General features: G+C 33.6%; 27 protein-coding genes and 1 pseudogene. All 28 read right to left on the bottom strand.

Features of this window, described 5'->3' with window-relative positions:
- Window positions 1-124: 124 nt before the first annotated feature.
- Entirely contained in the window at window positions 125-238 is a 114-nt protein-coding gene (gene rpmJ, locus GXK56_RS00140; RefSeq protein WP_003156543.1) for a 50S ribosomal protein L36, read from the bottom strand.
- A gap of 55 nt (window positions 239-293) precedes the next feature.
- Complete coding sequence (infA, locus tag GXK56_RS00135) at window positions 294-512, bottom strand: translation initiation factor IF-1 (protein WP_002582630.1); 219 nt, start codon at window positions 510-512, stop codon at window positions 294-296.
- Between the two features lie 7 nt (window positions 513-519).
- Window positions 520-801, bottom strand: a complete 282-nt coding sequence (locus tag GXK56_RS00130) for a KOW domain-containing RNA-binding protein (protein ID WP_160683952.1) — start codon at window positions 799-801, stop codon at window positions 520-522.
- Window positions 802-888: 87 nt separating this feature from the next.
- Window positions 889-1,638, bottom strand: coding sequence for a type I methionyl aminopeptidase (gene map, locus GXK56_RS00125; RefSeq protein ID WP_160683222.1), 750 nt, complete (start codon window positions 1,636-1,638; stop codon window positions 889-891).
- On the bottom strand, window positions 1,638-2,288 hold the full coding sequence (locus GXK56_RS00120; protein ID WP_160683219.1) for an adenylate kinase: 651 nt from the start codon (window positions 2,286-2,288) through the stop codon (window positions 1,638-1,640). The genes map and GXK56_RS00120 overlap by 1 nt, the downstream gene beginning before the upstream one ends.
- A gap of 25 nt (window positions 2,289-2,313) precedes the next feature.
- Window positions 2,314-3,612 carry a preprotein translocase subunit SecY gene (gene secY, locus GXK56_RS00115; RefSeq protein ID WP_160683216.1) on the bottom strand — a complete coding sequence of 433 codons (1,299 nt, stop codon included), beginning with the start codon at window positions 3,610-3,612 and terminating at the stop codon, window positions 2,314-2,316.
- A 1-nt stretch (window position 3,613) separates the two neighbouring features.
- Window positions 3,614-4,054, bottom strand: coding sequence for a 50S ribosomal protein L15 (gene rplO, locus GXK56_RS00110; protein ID WP_160683213.1), 441 nt, complete (start codon window positions 4,052-4,054; stop codon window positions 3,614-3,616).
- A gap of 21 nt (window positions 4,055-4,075) precedes the next feature.
- On the bottom strand, window positions 4,076-4,255 hold the full coding sequence (rpmD, locus tag GXK56_RS00105; protein ID WP_160683210.1) for a 50S ribosomal protein L30: 180 nt from the start codon (window positions 4,253-4,255) through the stop codon (window positions 4,076-4,078).
- Between the two features lie 11 nt (window positions 4,256-4,266).
- The gene (gene rpsE, locus GXK56_RS00100) at window positions 4,267-4,764 is read right to left on the bottom strand and encodes a 30S ribosomal protein S5 (RefSeq protein WP_160683207.1); all 498 of its coding nucleotides are present in this window, start codon (window positions 4,762-4,764) and stop codon (window positions 4,267-4,269) included.
- An 18-nt stretch (window positions 4,765-4,782) separates the two neighbouring features.
- The gene (rplR, locus tag GXK56_RS00095) at window positions 4,783-5,142 is read right to left on the bottom strand and encodes a 50S ribosomal protein L18 (protein WP_160683204.1); all 360 of its coding nucleotides are present in this window, start codon (window positions 5,140-5,142) and stop codon (window positions 4,783-4,785) included.
- A gap of 18 nt (window positions 5,143-5,160) precedes the next feature.
- Window positions 5,161-5,703 carry a 50S ribosomal protein L6 gene (gene rplF / locus GXK56_RS00090; RefSeq protein ID WP_160683201.1) on the bottom strand — a complete coding sequence of 181 codons (543 nt, stop codon included), beginning with the start codon at window positions 5,701-5,703 and terminating at the stop codon, window positions 5,161-5,163.
- Window positions 5,704-5,777: 74 nt separating this feature from the next.
- Window positions 5,778-6,176, bottom strand: coding sequence for a 30S ribosomal protein S8 (gene rpsH / locus GXK56_RS00085; RefSeq protein ID WP_160683198.1), 399 nt, complete (start codon window positions 6,174-6,176; stop codon window positions 5,778-5,780).
- Between the two features lie 32 nt (window positions 6,177-6,208).
- Window positions 6,209-6,394: a type Z 30S ribosomal protein S14 gene (locus GXK56_RS00080; RefSeq protein WP_026886669.1), complete on the bottom strand. Its 186-nt coding sequence runs from the start codon at window positions 6,392-6,394 to the stop codon at window positions 6,209-6,211.
- Between the two features lie 16 nt (window positions 6,395-6,410).
- Window positions 6,411-6,950: a 50S ribosomal protein L5 gene (gene rplE / locus GXK56_RS00075; RefSeq protein ID WP_160683195.1), complete on the bottom strand. Its 540-nt coding sequence runs from the start codon at window positions 6,948-6,950 to the stop codon at window positions 6,411-6,413.
- Window positions 6,951-6,973: 23 nt separating this feature from the next.
- Entirely contained in the window at window positions 6,974-7,288 is a 315-nt protein-coding gene (rplX, locus tag GXK56_RS00070; protein WP_160683192.1) for a 50S ribosomal protein L24, read from the bottom strand.
- A gap of 15 nt (window positions 7,289-7,303) precedes the next feature.
- The gene (gene rplN / locus GXK56_RS00065; protein ID WP_009167822.1) at window positions 7,304-7,672 is read right to left on the bottom strand and encodes a 50S ribosomal protein L14; all 369 of its coding nucleotides are present in this window, start codon (window positions 7,670-7,672) and stop codon (window positions 7,304-7,306) included.
- 28 nt (window positions 7,673-7,700) lie between these two features.
- On the bottom strand, window positions 7,701-7,955 hold the full coding sequence (gene rpsQ / locus GXK56_RS00060) for a 30S ribosomal protein S17 (protein WP_008426584.1): 255 nt from the start codon (window positions 7,953-7,955) through the stop codon (window positions 7,701-7,703).
- A 23-nt stretch (window positions 7,956-7,978) separates the two neighbouring features.
- A complete protein-coding gene (rpmC, locus tag GXK56_RS00055; protein WP_160683189.1) occupies window positions 7,979-8,191 on the bottom strand; it encodes a 50S ribosomal protein L29 in 213 nt (70 codons plus the stop codon).
- Window positions 8,191-8,625: a 50S ribosomal protein L16 gene (gene rplP, locus GXK56_RS00050; RefSeq protein WP_160683186.1), complete on the bottom strand. Its 435-nt coding sequence runs from the start codon at window positions 8,623-8,625 to the stop codon at window positions 8,191-8,193. The genes rpmC and rplP overlap by 1 nt, the downstream gene beginning before the upstream one ends.
- A gap of 17 nt (window positions 8,626-8,642) precedes the next feature.
- Entirely contained in the window at window positions 8,643-9,311 is a 669-nt protein-coding gene (rpsC, locus tag GXK56_RS00045) for a 30S ribosomal protein S3 (protein ID WP_160683183.1), read from the bottom strand.
- Window positions 9,312-9,333: 22 nt separating this feature from the next.
- Window positions 9,334-9,669, bottom strand: a complete 336-nt coding sequence (gene rplV, locus GXK56_RS00040) for a 50S ribosomal protein L22 (RefSeq protein WP_160683180.1) — start codon at window positions 9,667-9,669, stop codon at window positions 9,334-9,336.
- 20 nt (window positions 9,670-9,689) lie between these two features.
- Window positions 9,690-9,968 (bottom strand): 30S ribosomal protein S19, encoded by a 279-nt coding sequence (rpsS, locus tag GXK56_RS00035; protein ID WP_160683177.1) that lies wholly within the window; start codon window positions 9,966-9,968, stop codon window positions 9,690-9,692.
- Window positions 9,969-10,033: 65 nt separating this feature from the next.
- On the bottom strand, window positions 10,034-10,867 hold the full coding sequence (gene rplB / locus GXK56_RS00030; protein ID WP_160683174.1) for a 50S ribosomal protein L2: 834 nt from the start codon (window positions 10,865-10,867) through the stop codon (window positions 10,034-10,036).
- Window positions 10,868-10,928: 61 nt separating this feature from the next.
- The gene (gene rplW / locus GXK56_RS00025; RefSeq protein ID WP_160683171.1) at window positions 10,929-11,225 is read right to left on the bottom strand and encodes a 50S ribosomal protein L23; all 297 of its coding nucleotides are present in this window, start codon (window positions 11,223-11,225) and stop codon (window positions 10,929-10,931) included.
- Complete coding sequence (gene rplD, locus GXK56_RS00020) at window positions 11,225-11,845, bottom strand: 50S ribosomal protein L4 (RefSeq protein WP_160683168.1); 621 nt, start codon at window positions 11,843-11,845, stop codon at window positions 11,225-11,227. The genes rplW and rplD overlap by 1 nt, the downstream gene beginning before the upstream one ends.
- Before the next feature lie 26 nt (window positions 11,846-11,871).
- Entirely contained in the window at window positions 11,872-12,501 is a 630-nt protein-coding gene (rplC, locus tag GXK56_RS00015) for a 50S ribosomal protein L3 (protein ID WP_160683163.1), read from the bottom strand.
- 77 nt (window positions 12,502-12,578) lie between these two features.
- The gene (gene rpsJ / locus GXK56_RS00010) at window positions 12,579-12,887 is read right to left on the bottom strand and encodes a 30S ribosomal protein S10 (protein ID WP_008426564.1); all 309 of its coding nucleotides are present in this window, start codon (window positions 12,885-12,887) and stop codon (window positions 12,579-12,581) included.
- 455 nt (window positions 12,888-13,342) lie between these two features.
- Window positions 13,343-13,706: pseudogene (gene tuf, locus GXK56_RS00005) on the bottom strand (elongation factor Tu); the annotation flags it as partial.

The following is a 13,706-nucleotide window of genomic DNA, read 5'->3' as shown; positions in this document are numbered from 1 at the left end:
CTATTGTCAGCCGCCCCAAAATTTATTTTTGATTAATTAAACGACTATATAATCATATTTGACTTTTGCTGAAATGTCAATATTATTTACATTTTTTAATGTAAATAATATTGCTAGTTGATCATTAGCCTTGTTTTTGCTTGTGCTTAGGGTTTTCACAGATTACCATTACTTTCCCTTTTCTTCTTATTACTTTGCACTTTTCACAAATAGGCTTAACTGATGGTCTTACTTTCATAGCTAACCCTCCTCATATTACTTTTGTGATAGATATTAAATTTAGCTATATCTATCTATTTAGCTCTCCAAGTAATTCTACCTCTTGTTAAATCATAAGGAGAAAGCTCTACTGTAACTTTATCTCCTGGTAAAATTCTTATGAAGTTCATTCTTAATTTACCTGATATATGTGCTAGAATCTTATGCCCACTTTCAAGTTCAACTTGAAACATAGCATTTGGTAATGATTCTAAAACTGTACCTTGCATTTCTATAACGTCATCTTTTGACATAAGGTAATCAACCCTCCTTAACAATGCCTCTAAACTTTAGAAATCTCTTAATTTTTAAATCAGTACTTTTATCGCATGATTGTATTGACGATAATATTTCATCATCTATATCTTCTAAAATACTTAAGTGTTTAATCTTTTTCTTCTTAGGCATATTCATTAATTTTGTATTGCCATTAGCTAACAATACATAATTATCATCTATCTGCCTAACAATAACATATAAGTGATCTATATCTCTTCCTGCTTTTGAAAGTACTACTTTTCCAATCAAGTCATTGTTTTGCAAATTTTTCACCTCTATGATTACCTTAGTATAAATTACATCACCATTACGGCATTATGCAAATTTATAACTAAGCAACACTCTTTTTTTCTACTTAATCAGTGTTAATATTTCAGGCCCATCTGATAAAATTGCAACTGTATTTTCATAATGTGCTGATAAAGAAGAATCTGCTGTTACAACTGTCCATCCATCTTTTAAAGTTTTGACTTTATGAGTCCCCGCATTAACCATAGGTTCTATAGCCAACACCATTCCTTTAACTAACTTAGGGCCCTTACCAGACTTCCCAAAATTAGGCACATTGGGTTCTTCATGAACTTTTCGTCCAATCCCATGACCTACAAAATTTCTTACAACAGAGAAACCTGCTGCTTCTACGTAGCTTTGTATCCCATATGATATATCAGTTAATTTATTTCCTTCTTTGGCAAACTTTATACCTTGAAAGAAACTTTCTCTTGTTATATCAATTAATTTTTGAGCATCTACTGAAATATTTCCAACCGAGAAGGTTCTTGCAGCATCTCCATGGAAACCATCATAAAATGCTCCACAATCGACGCTTACTATATCCCCTTCTTTAAGAACATAGGCACCTGGAAATCCATGTATTACTTGCTCATTCACTGAAATACATAGTGACGAAGGAAAACCATATAAGCCTTTAAATGAAGGTTTTGCTCCATGCTTAGTTATAAATTCTTCTGCTATTCTATCCAAATCTGCAGTTGTTATACCGGGTTTTACCTCTTTCTCAAGCAATAGCAATGTTTCTCCTACTATTCTACCTGCTTTTTTCATTAGGGCTATTTCATCATCATTTTTTATAATAATCATTACTTGTTATTCCCCAATATTTCGCATATTCCTCTGAAAACTTCATTAATAGCTTTAGTTCCATCTACTGCTGAAAGCAATTGTTTTTCACCATAAAAATCAATTAATGGTTGTGTTTCTTTTCCGTATACATCAAGTCTTTCCTTTACAGTTTCAACTGTATCGTCTTTTCTTTGTATAACTTCACTTCCACACAAATCACATTTTCCTTCATTTGTTGGAGGATTAAATTTCACATGATAACTTGCTCCACATGATGGACACACTCTTCTACCAGTCATTCTTTCTAGGATAAATTCATTAGGTACTTTTATTAATAATGCAGTATCTAATTGTTCTCCTCTTTCTATAAGAAAGCTGTTGAGAGCATCAGCTTGAACCACAGTTCTAGGAAAACCATCTAATAAGTATCCATTACTACAATCATCCTGTTGTAATCTATCTTTAACCATGTTAATAGTCACTTCATCAGGAACTAACTGTCCGTTATCCATATAACTTTTTGCTTGTATTCCTAAAGGAGTGTTTTCAGAAATATTTTTTCTAAAAATGTCTCCTGTAGAAATATGTGGTATTGAATATTTATTACTGATTGATTTAGCCTGTGTTCCCTTTCCAGCTCCAGGAGGACCTAGCAATACTATCTTCACTGGCTTCATCTCCATTTATTCTAATCTATTTAAGAAATCCTTTATAGTGCCTAACTACCATTTGTGATTCTACTTTTCTAGTAAAATCCAATGCAACATTTATAAGAATTAACATTCCAGTTCCTGTAAAATATATATCCCTAAAATCAGTGTAGTTTTGTATAATTATTGGACTAAGTGCTAAAACTGCTGCCAATATTCCACCGATAAATGATAATCTATTAAGAACTCTCTCAAAATATACTGTAGTTTCTTCTCCTGGCCTTACCCCTGGCACAAATCCCGCAGATTTATGTAAGTTCTCAGACATTTCATCTGGTTTGAATGTAATCTGAGTATAGAACCAATTGAAAAATACTGTAAGTACTGCATAAGCAACTAAATAAATCCAACTCTTTTGATTGAAAGGACATGTAGGATTATTCAAAATCCATTTTGCCCATTCTTTTTGAGCTTCACCCATTCCACCAAACAATTGTGCTATTGTTTTCGGGAACTCCATTACTGACATAGAAAATATAATTGCTAAAACTGCAGAACCAATTATACTTAATGGAATATGTGTTGATTGTGATTTTACCATCCCTACATTTCCAGAAGCAAACTTACCAGCATATTGTACCGGTATTCTTCTTTCTGATAGAGAGAAGTATAAAACCGTTGCAAGCATTAATACAACAAATACTCCAAACAATGCAATCCCTACAATACTTGCACTCCCTGCTTCTTTAAGTGTTAACATTGAAGCTATTGTTGTTGGAATTCTTGATATTATATTTACAAATATTAATATAGATGTTCCATTACCAATACCCTTCACTGTAAGTTGATCACCTAACCACATACAGAATGTAGTACCAACCACTAATGCAAAAATAATAATTATCTTTTGTGTTAGTTGCAATCCAGCTGTTGCACCACTGCCAGAAAGCGTCGCAAAAATTCCATATGCTAATATGAAAGCTATTCCTAAAGATACATAACGTGTTGCATTTTGTATTTTCTTTCTTCCATTTTGCCCTTCTTTAGAAAGTTGTTCTAACTGTGGAATTGCAACAGTTAATAATTGGATTATGATTGATGCATTAATATATGGCATAACACCTAATGCTAAAATACTGGATCTGCTGAAAGCACCACCAGAAATCATATCATAAAATCCTAACAACCCTCCTGATTGAGATAGGCTTTTTAGGTATTCAGAATTTATTCCAGGAAGAGGAATATGGCTTCCCATCCTGAAAACTGCAACTAGTAATATTGACCAAAGAATTTTCTTTCTCAAGTCTGGAACTTTGAATGCATTACGTAGAGTTTGAAGCACTTTAAATCACCTCAACTTTTCCCCCAGCTGCCTCAATTTTTTCTATAGCAGACTTAGAGAACTTACATCCTTTAACTGTTAAGCTTTTTTCTAAAGTTCCGTTACCAAGAATTTTTACTCCGTCAAGTACTTTACTTATTACTCTTCTTTCAAGTAATACTTCTGGTGTAACTTCTGTACCATTTTCAAATATATTTAATCTATCAAGATTTATGCTAACAATTTTCTTTGCAAAAATATTTGTAAAACCTCTCTTTGGAAGTCTTCTATATAAAGGCATTTGACCGCCTTCAAAACCTGGTCTTACGCCACCACCTGATCTAGCATTTTGACCCTTTTCACCTTTACCAGCGTTTCTTCCTAATCCAGAACCAGTACCTCTACCAATTCTTTTAGGTGCTTTTTTGCTACCTGCAGCTGGTTTTAATTCGTGAAGTTTCATATTCAGTGCACCTCCTTATTTTTATACTTCTTCTACCTTTAATAGATATTCAATCTTTTTTATCATACCTTGTATTTGAGGTGTTGCCTCAGTTTCAATAGTATTTCTTATCTTTTTAAGTCCAAGAGCATTTGCAGTAGCGATATGGTCTTTCTTTCTACCTATTAAGCTCTTTACTAATGTAACTCTTACTTTAGCCATTGCAATGCCTCCTAACCTAATATTTCTTCAACAGATTTGCCTCTTAATTTAGCAATATCTTCAGCTGTTCTTAAGCTAGCTAATCCGTTTATTGTAGCATTTACCATGTTATTTGGGTTGTTTGAGCCTAATGACTTAGCTCTTACATCCTTTAATCCTGCCAATTCAAGTACAACTCTTGCTGGACCTCCAGCGATAACTCCTGTACCTTCTTTAGCTGGCATAATTAGAACATTTGAAGTTCCAAATTTACCGTTCACTTGATGTGGAACTGTTGTTCCTACTATAGCAACATTTACTAAGTTTTTCTTAGCATCTTCTATTCCTTTTTTAATTGCTTCTGGGATTTCGATAGATTTACCCATTCCAACACCAACGTGTCCGTTCTCGTCTCCGACAACAACTAAAGCGCTGAATCTGAAGTTTCTACCACCCTTAACAACCTTAGTAACTCTGTTTATGAAAACAACCTTTTCTTTAAGGTCTAGTGTACTAGGATCGATTCTCATTTATTTCCCTCCTCGTTATTAGAATTTCAAGCCTGCTTCTCTAGCTGCTTGTGCTAATTCTTGAATTCTTCCGTGATATATGTATCCACCTCTATCAAATACCACTGCTTCAATTCCTTTTTCAATAGCTTTTTTAGCCACTGCTTCTCCAACAAGCTTAGCACCTTCTTTGTTTCCACCTTTTCCAGCAAAACCTTTGTCTAAACTTGACGCAGCTACTAAAGTAACACCATTTATATCATCAATGACTTGTGCATATATATTCTTTTCACTCTTAAAAATTGAAAGTCTTGGTCTTTCCGCAGTTCCAAAAACTTTTTTACGAACTCTAAGGTGACGTTTTTCTCTATTAGCTTTTTTGTCTACCTTCTTGAACATAAAACTCACTCCTTTCTATTATTTCTTACCAGTCTTACCTTCTTTACGTCTAATCACTTCGTTATCGTACTTGATACCCTTACCTTTGTATGGTTCTGGTAATCTCCACTTTCTTATATCTGCTGCAGCAAATCCAACTTTTTCTTTGTCGATTCCACTAACTATTATTCTAGTTGGAGCTGGAGTTTCGAATGTGATTCCGTCAATAGGTTCGATTTCAACTGGATGTGAGTATCCAAGATTCATTACAATTTTCTTTCCTTGTAATTGAGCTCTGTAACCAACACCAACTAAATCTAAAGTCTTTTGATAACCTTCTTTTACTCCAATTACCATATTATTAATCAATGCTCTTGTTAAACCGTGAAGAGCTCTGTGGTCTTTTTGTTCACTATGTCTAGTAACAATTACTTCATTGTTTTCAACAGCTATGCTGATATCTGTATGCATAGTCTTAACTAATTCACCTTTTGGACCCTTAACTGTAACAACGTTGTCTGGTGTTACAGTAACAGTTACGCCAGCAGGGATAGCTATTGGTAATCTACCTACTCTTGACATAATTGCACCTCCTGTAATTATTTAAAAATCGTATATCTATAACAATTTCGCCTAGTTTACTTATTTATAAGATATTACCAAACGTAACAGATTACTTCTCCGCCTAAATTTTTCTTTCTAGCTTCTCTATCTACCATTATTCCATTTGAAGTTGAAACAACAGCGATTCCTAATCCGTTAAGAACCTTTGGTACTTCATCTTTCTTACAGTAAACTCTTAATCCTGGCTTAGAAATTCTCTTAATACCAGTTATAACTCTTTCTTTGTTAGCACCATATTTAAGAGATAATCTTAACATTGGAACTACACCATCGTTATATTCATTTACTTCTTTTATATAACCCTCTTGTAATAATATATTTGCAATTTCCTTCTTTACTTTTGAAGAAGGTACTTCTACCACTTCATGTCTTACAGAATTAGCATTTCTTACACGAGTTAATAAATCTGCTATAGGATCTGTCATAACCATTTAATGTGCCTCCTTTCGTTACATTGTATATATTACCAACTTGCTTTTCTACAACCTGGAATTTCGCCCTTATAAGCAAGTTCTCTAAAACAAATACGGCATACTCCATATTTCTTTAATACAGCATGTGGTCTTCCACATATTCTACATCTTGTATAAGCTCTTGTTTGGTACTTAGGAGTTTTGCTCCACTTTTCAATAATAGCTTTACGTGCCAATGTGTTTCCCTCCTTATTATTGAGCGAATGGCATTCCTAGGAATCTTAATAATTCCCTAGCTTCTTCGTCAGTGTTAGCTGTAGTAACGAAGATTATATCCATCCCTCTAACTTTGTCAATCTTATCATATTCAATTTCTGGGAATATTATTTGTTCTTTAATTCCTAAAGAATAGTTTCCTCTACCATCAAATGCTTTGCTAGAAACTCCTCTGAAATCTCTAACTCTAGGTAAAGCGATACTCATTAACTTATCAGCAAATTCATACATTTGAACTTTTCTTAGAGTAACTTTGCATCCTAATGCCATGTTTTCTCTGATTTTAAAGTTAGCTACTGATTTCTTTGCTCTTGTTAATATTGGCTTTTGACCTGCTATTAATGTTAAGTCATTAACTGCTGATTCTAATACCTTTTGATTTTCTTTAGCTTCTCCAACTCCCATATTTATAACGATCTTTTCTAACTTGGGAACTTCCATTATATTTTTATATCCGAACTTTTCGATCATAGCTGGAATTACTTCTTTTTGATACTTTTCTTGAAGTCTTGTCATATTAGTATTACCTCCTTTCAAAATTAGAATGTTTCTCCGCATTTTTTACATACTCTAACCTTAGTACCATCATCTAGGATTTTGTTACTAATTCTAGTTGCATTCTTACATTTGTTACAATATAACATAACTTTTGAACTATTGATAGCCGCTTCTTTTTCAATTATAGCGCTTTCCATTTGGCCTTGTTTAGCCTTTTGATGTTTCTTTACTATGTTAACTCCTTGAACAAGAACTTTTCCTGTCTTTGGATATGTCTTTACTATTTCTCCAGTCTTGCCTTTATCTTTTCCTGATATAACAATAACTGTATCATTCTTTCTTACATGTATCTTCAAGTTAGCCACCTCCTCTTATAGAACTTCTGGTGCTAATGATAAAATTTTGTTGAATTCTTTATCTCTTAGCTCCCTAGCAACAGGTCCAAAGATACGAGTTCCTTTTGGTTGTTTATCATCTTTAATTATAACTGCTGCGTTTTCGTCAAATTTTATATATGAACCATCTGCTCTTCTTACACCTTTTACTGATCTAACTACAACTGCCTTTACAACTTCACCTTTTTTAACAACTCCACCTGGTGTTGCACTTTTAACGCTCGCTACTATAATATCACCGATATTACCAAACTTTCTTTTAGATCCGCCTAGGACTCTGATACACATAATTTCTTTTGCACCTGAATTATCTGCAACCTTTAATAAGGTTTGTTGTTGTATCATTGAATTACCCTCCTTTCAGTTTTAAAGCTTATTTAGCCTTTTCAACTATTTCAACAAGTCTCCATCTCTTATCTTTAGATAAAGGTCTAGTTTCCATTATTGATACTCTATCATTAATTTTAGCTTCATTGTTTTCATCATGTACTTTAAACTTTGTAGTTCTATTAACTGTTTTTCCGTATAGTGGATGTCTAACCTTAGTTTCAACAGCAACTACGATAGTTTTTTCCATTTTATCAGAAACAACCCTACCGATTCTCTTTTTTCTTAATGCTCTTTCCATTGGGTTTTACCTCCTTCCGACTTTTATTGTTCCAATGCCTTTAATTCTTCTTCTCTTAAGATGGTTTTTATTTGGGCTATAGACTTCTTAACTTCTCTTATTCTCATTGGATTTTCTAATTGACCTGTAGCTAATTGAAATCTTAAGTTAAATAATTCAGCTTTAAGATCGCCTAGTTTTGCTGTTAAATCTTGAGGATTGCTTGATTTTAATTCTTTTAATTCTCTAGCCTTCATTATTGTTCACCACCCATTTCCGCAAAATCTCTCTTTGAAACAAATTTTGTCTTTACAGGAAGTTTGTGTGAAGCAAGTCTCATCGCTTCTCTTGCAGTTTCTTCTGCTACACCTGATAATTCAAATAATATTCTACCTGGCTTAACTACTGCAACCCAGTATTCTGGTGATCCTTTACCTGAACCCATTCTTGTTTCAGCTGGTTTTTCTGTAACTGGCTTATCTGGGAAAATCTTTATCCAAAGTTTTCCACCTCTTTTAATGTATCTATTGATTGCAATTCTGGCAGATTCAATTTGGTTACTTGTAATCCATCCACAAGTTAAAGCTTGAATTCCGAAATCTCCATAAGCTAAGAAATTACCTCTTGTTGCTTTACCTTTCATTCTACCACGTTGCACCTTACGATGTTTTACCCTTTTAGGCATTAACATGATCTATTCCTCCTTTCCTATGCGTTAGCCTCTTCTTCCTTTTCTACTTTCTTAGTTGGAAGAACTTCTCCATTATAAACCCAAACCTTAACTCCGATTTTACCGTATGTTGTATCTGCTTCTGCAAATCCATATTCGATATCAGCTCTTAATGTTTGTAGTGGAATTGTTCCTTCATGATAATGTTCAGTTCTTGCTATTTCAGCTCCGCCAAGTCTTCCAGAACATGCAGTTTTTACACCTTTAATTCCTTGTTTCATACCTCTTTGCATTGTTTGCTTCATAGCTCTTCTGAATGAAATTCTCTTTTCTAATTGTGCAGCAATGTTTTCTGCCATTAATTGAGCATCTGCTTCTGCACTCTTAACTTCTACTATGTTTATTAAAACATTTTTACCTTTAACAAATTGAGTTAATTTGTTCTTTAATGCTTCAATTCCAGCTCCACCCTTACCTATGATAACACCTGGCTTTGCTGTGTGTATATTTAATTTAACTCTTTTAGCTGCTCTTTCAATTTCTACTTTAGAAATACCTGCTGAAAAAAGTTCTTTTTTAACAAACTTTCTAATTTGATTATCTTCAACAAGATTGTCTGCAAAATTCTTTTTATTAGCATACCATTTTGCATCCCATCCTTTGATAACACCTACTCTTAGGCCATGAGGATTTACTTTTTGACCCACTTGCATTTCCCTCCTTTATAAACTAAGCTCTTTCTTTAACAACTACTGTTATATTGCTTGTTTTCTTTAAAATTTTGAATGCTCTACCTTGAGCATGAGGTTGAAATCTCTTTAATGTTGAACCTTGCCCAACAAAACATTCTGAAACATATAAGTTATCAGCATTTAATTCTAAATTGTTTTCTGCATTAGCAACAGCAGATTTTAGAACTTTGTTAATTACAACAGCTGCTTCTCTTGGAGTAAATTGTAATATAGCAAAAGCTTCATTAACTTGTTTTCCTCTGATTAAATCAAGAACCGCTCCTACTTTTGTTGGAGACATTCTGATGTATTTTGCTATAGCTCTAGCTTCCATTTATGATCCTCCTTTCCAGGCTATCTCTTTTTTGATGTTTTATCAGCTTCATGACCTTTATAAGTTCTAGTTAATACGAATTCACCTAACTTATGTCCAACCATATCTTCTGATATATATACTGGTACATGTTTTCTTCCATCATGAACAGCAATTGTGTGCCCTATAAATTGTGGAAAAATTGTTGAACTTCTTGACCAAGTCTTTACAACTTTTTTATCTCCACTACCATTCATTTCTTCAATTTTGTTGAAAAGTCCTTCATGAACAAAAGGTGCTTTTTTTGTTGATCTACTCACTAATATGCCTCCCTTCATAAACGCTAAGTACTAAGATGTGAAGAGAACTTACTATTCTCCCCAAACTACTTAGATTTTCTACCTTTGATAATAAACTTATCTGAATATTTTTTGCTCTTTCTAGTCTTGTATCCAAGTGCTGGTTTACCCCAAGGAGTAACTGGACTTGGTCTACCTACTGGTGATTTACCTTCACCACCACCATGAGGGTGATCATTAGGATTCATAACAGAACCTCTAACTGTTGGTCTCCATCCCATGTGTCTCTTTCTACCAGCTTTACCGATATTAACTATATCGTTAGTTGTGTTAGAAAGTGTTCCAATTGTAGCTCTACATTCGATTCTTACATATCTCATTTCACCTGATGGTAATCTAAGAGTAGCATAATCTCCTTCTTTAGCCATTAATTGTGCTGAGTTACCAGCAGCTCTAACTAATTGGCCACCTTTTCCTTTTTGTAATTCAATGTTGTGAATAACTGTACCAACTGGAATGTTCTTTAATGGAAGAGCATTACCTGGTTTGATATCAGCATTAACTCCTGATTCAACTACATCTCCAACATTTAATCCAACTGGAGCAAGAATATATCTCTTTTCTCCATCTGCATATACAACAAGTGCAATATATGCTGTTCTGTTTGGATCGTATTGTATAGATTCAACCTTTGCTGGAATTCCATCTTTATTTCTTTTAAAATCTATTATTCTATATTTTCTCTTAACAGTTCCACCACGGTGTCTAACAGTGATTTTACCTTGATTATTTCTACCCGCTTTAGTCTTTAATGCAACAAGAAGTGACTTCTCTGGTTCTTGTGAAGTTATTTCTTCAAAAGTTGGCATAGTCATTTGTCTTCTAGCTGGTGTAATCGGGTTAAACTTTTTAACTGCCATTTAATATTCCCTCCTTCTTTAAGCTTCTCTGGTGCTTATCACCAATAATGGCTTTATTATACTATTGCATTCCTTCGAAGAATTCAATTCCATTGCTTTCTTCAGTTAATTTAACAACAGCTTTTTTGTAGTCTGCTCTCTTACCTACATGTACGCCCATTCTCTTAGTTTTTCCAAGACCGTTTATAGTGTTAACTGCTTCAACTTTAACATTGAAAACTTCTTCTACGGCTCTTTTTATTTGAGATTTATTAGCATCCGCATGAACTATAAAAGTGTACTTCTTTTCTGCCATAGATGCCATACTTTTTTCAGTTATGATTGGCTTTCTAATTATATCATGGCTTGTTAATTTCATTATGCGTACACCTCCTCAATTTTTGATACAGCATCTTTTGTAATGAATAATTTTTCATACTTTAATATATCATATACATTGATGTTGTTTGCTGGAATAACACTTACTCCTTGAATGTTTCTAGCTGATTTATATACAGCTTCATTTGATTCTGCAGTTATGATTAAAGCTTTATTAGCTTCAAAAGCTTTTAACATTTCTACCATGTTTTTAGTTTTTGGTGCTTCGAAAGTTAATGATTCAAGAACAACCATTTGATTTTCTTGTACCTTGCTAGTTAAAGCAGATTTCATAGCAACCTTTCTCATACTCTTTGGAACTGAAACTCTGTAGTCTCTTGGCTTTGGTGCGAATACAATACCACCCTTAATCCATTGAGGTGCTCTGATAGAACCTTGTCTTGCTCTTCCAGTACCCTTTTGTCTCCAAGGCTTGATTCCGCCTCCTCTAACTTCAGATCTAGTTTTAGTTGATTGAGTTCCTTGTCTTTTGTTAGCTAATAATGCTACAACTACTTGATGTAATGCATATTCGTTAACTTCTGTTGCAAATACTTTTTCATTTAACTCCATATCAGCAACTTTATTTCCTTCTTTATTAAATACTCCTACTGTAGGCATTCTACTTCCTCCTTTCTTCAAAGAAATTAAGCTCTAGTTGAATCTTTAATTACTACTGTACCTTTATTAGGTCCTGGGATTCCACCCTTGATTAGTATTAAATTCTTTTCAGCTATTACTTTTACAACTTCTAAATTAAGTACTGTTGTATTAACAGATCCCATATGTCCTGGCATTCTCTTGTTTTTGAATGTTCTAGATGGATCTGAAGAAGCTCCCATTGAACCTGGTGCTCTATGGAACTTAGAACCGTGAGTCATATCTCCTCTTTGTTGGTTCCATCTCTTAATAGCACCTTGGAACCCCTTACCTTTTGAAACAGCAGAAACATCTACTTTATCCCCTATTTCAAATACATCAGCCTTTATTTCAGCTCCAACTTCATATTGGCTAATATCGTCTAATCTAAATTCCTTCAATGTTCTTCTTAAGCTTACTCCTGCTTTAGCAAATTGACCTTTTCTTGGTTTATTAGCTAATTTTTCTCTTATTTCATCGAAACCAACTTGTATTGCTTCATAACCATCATTATCTAATGTTTTCTTTTGAACAACAACACATGGACCAGCTTCTACTACAGTTACAGGAATTACTTTTCCATTTTCATTGAAAATTTGTGTCATTCCGATTTTTTTACCTATTATAGCTTTTTTCATGTATTTACACCTCCCAAACTAATTAGCGGACTGTTAACAATCATAACTAGCCGTTTTTCATTTTTTATTTCCAGTTATTATAGTTTGATTTCTATATCAACACCAGCTGGAAGATTTAATCTCATTAATGCATCAACAGTTTTTGGTGATGGATTAACAATATCGATTAATCTCTTATGAGTTCTTATTTCGAATTGTTCTCTTGAATCTTTGTATTTGTGAACTGCTCTTAATATTGTAACAACATCTTTTTCTGTTGGTAATGGCACTGGCCCTACTACCTTAGCTCCAGTTGTTTTTGCAGTTTCAACGATCTTTTCAGCTGATTGATCTAATATAGTGTGATCAAAAGCTTTTAATCTAATTCTTATTTTTTGCTTTGACATTTCATTTCCCTCCTTTTTATGTACGTTTTACTTCTAACGCACAACAGCGGCTATTCTGTAAACTGCTCCAGGTGTTTCGCACCTTTGCATGTTTAATTGAATCCCTGTCGCTGGGTTCTAGACCCAAACTAACTCATCAAGAATTACCCGGAAGTCCGGCAACCTCTTGATTCATCGCTGTATGCTATGCAACTTCTTAATTATACTATTGTTGCACAGTCTTTTCAAGCTTTTTTTTACATTTTTCTAACTTTTTATTTTTTCTTTCGCTCTTATTTAGCTTTTACTATTTTACTTGATAATAAATAATTTTTCAATAATTTTTATGCATTTTTTATTCTATTTTTAATAATAACTTATTTCATCAATTTTACATTTAAAATGGATCCTTTAAATAATAAAAGCAAGGAAATATTTCCTTGCTTTTATTATTTAAAATTTTAAGTTGTTTAATCTTATTTTTCTATGCTAGTAACAACTCCAGAACCTACAGTTCTTCCACCTTCTCTGATAGCGAATCTTAATCCTTCATCCATTGCGATTGGAGTGATTAATTCAACTTTCATGTCGATATGATCTCCAGGCATTACCATTTCCATTCCATCTGGTAATTTGATTGATCCTGTAACGTCTGTTGTTCTGAAATAGAATTGTGGTCTATATCCATCAAAGAATGGAGTATGTCTTCCACCTTCTTCTTTCTTTAATACGTACACTTGACCTACAAAGTTTGTATGTGGATGTACTGAGTTTGGCACTGCTAGTACTTGACCTCTTTCGATATCAGTTCTTTGCACACCTCTTAATAATGCTCCGATA

Origin of the sequence: Clostridium sp. C2-6-12, from assembly GCF_009928485.1 — a bacterium.
Taxonomy (GTDB): Bacteria; Bacillota; Clostridia; order Clostridiales; family Clostridiaceae; genus Clostridium.
Note: the sequence above shows the minus strand (reverse complement) of the source record. Positions and strands in the feature narration are given on the sequence as shown.

Excerpts from the sequence above, each read along its gene's own strand:
- rpmD (WP_160683210.1), bottom strand. The coding sequence starts at position 4,255 with ATGGCTAAAGTAAGAGTTACATTAGTAAAGAGCTTAATAGGTAGAAAG.
- rplF (WP_160683201.1), bottom strand. The coding sequence starts at position 5,703 with ATGTCAAGAGTAGGTAGATTACCAATAGCTATCCCTGCTGGCGTAACT.
- rplB (WP_160683174.1), bottom strand. The coding sequence starts at position 10,867 with ATGGCAGTTAAAAAGTTTAACCCGATTACACCAGCTAGAAGACAAATG.
- rplR (WP_160683204.1), bottom strand. The coding sequence starts at position 5,142 with ATGTTCAAGAAGGTAGACAAAAAAGCTAATAGAGAAAAACGTCACCTT.
- rplN (WP_009167822.1), bottom strand. The coding sequence starts at position 7,672 with ATGATACAACAACAAACCTTATTAAAGGTTGCAGATAATTCAGGTGCA.
- rplC (WP_160683163.1), bottom strand. The coding sequence starts at position 12,501 with ATGAAAAAAGCTATAATAGGTAAAAAAATCGGAATGACACAAATTTTC.
- rplO (WP_160683213.1), bottom strand. The coding sequence starts at position 4,054 with ATGAAACTTCACGAATTAAAACCAGCTGCAGGTAGCAAAAAAGCACCT.
- map (WP_160683222.1), bottom strand. The coding sequence starts at position 1,638 with ATGATTATTATAAAAAATGATGATGAAATAGCCCTAATGAAAAAAGCA.
- rpsH (WP_160683198.1), bottom strand. The coding sequence starts at position 6,176 with ATGGTTATGACAGATCCTATAGCAGATTTATTAACTCGTGTAAGAAAT.
- rpmJ (WP_003156543.1), bottom strand. The coding sequence starts at position 238 with ATGAAAGTAAGACCATCAGTTAAGCCTATTTGTGAAAAGTGCAAAGTA.
- infA (WP_002582630.1), bottom strand. The coding sequence starts at position 512 with ATGTCAAAAGATGACGTTATAGAAATGCAAGGTACAGTTTTAGAATCA.
- rpsE (WP_160683207.1), bottom strand. The coding sequence starts at position 4,764 with ATGAGAATCGATCCTAGTACACTAGACCTTAAAGAAAAGGTTGTTTTC.
- rplD (WP_160683168.1), bottom strand. The coding sequence starts at position 11,845 with ATGCCTACAGTAGGAGTATTTAATAAAGAAGGAAATAAAGTTGCTGAT.
- rplW (WP_160683171.1), bottom strand. The coding sequence starts at position 11,225 with ATGAAATTAACAAGCCATGATATAATTAGAAAGCCAATCATAACTGAA.
- rpsQ (WP_008426584.1), bottom strand. The coding sequence starts at position 7,955 with ATGGAAAGAGCATTAAGAAAAAAGAGAATCGGTAGGGTTGTTTCTGAT.
- rplP (WP_160683186.1), bottom strand. The coding sequence starts at position 8,625 with ATGTTAATGCCTAAAAGGGTAAAACATCGTAAGGTGCAACGTGGTAGA.
- rplV (WP_160683180.1), bottom strand. The coding sequence starts at position 9,669 with ATGGAAGCTAGAGCTATAGCAAAATACATCAGAATGTCTCCAACAAAA.
- rpmC (WP_160683189.1), bottom strand. The coding sequence starts at position 8,191 with ATGAAGGCTAGAGAATTAAAAGAATTAAAATCAAGCAATCCTCAAGAT.
- rplE (WP_160683195.1), bottom strand. The coding sequence starts at position 6,950 with ATGACAAGACTTCAAGAAAAGTATCAAAAAGAAGTAATTCCAGCTATG.
- rpsJ (WP_008426564.1), bottom strand. The coding sequence starts at position 12,887 with ATGTCAAAGCAAAAAATAAGAATTAGATTAAAAGCTTTTGATCACACT.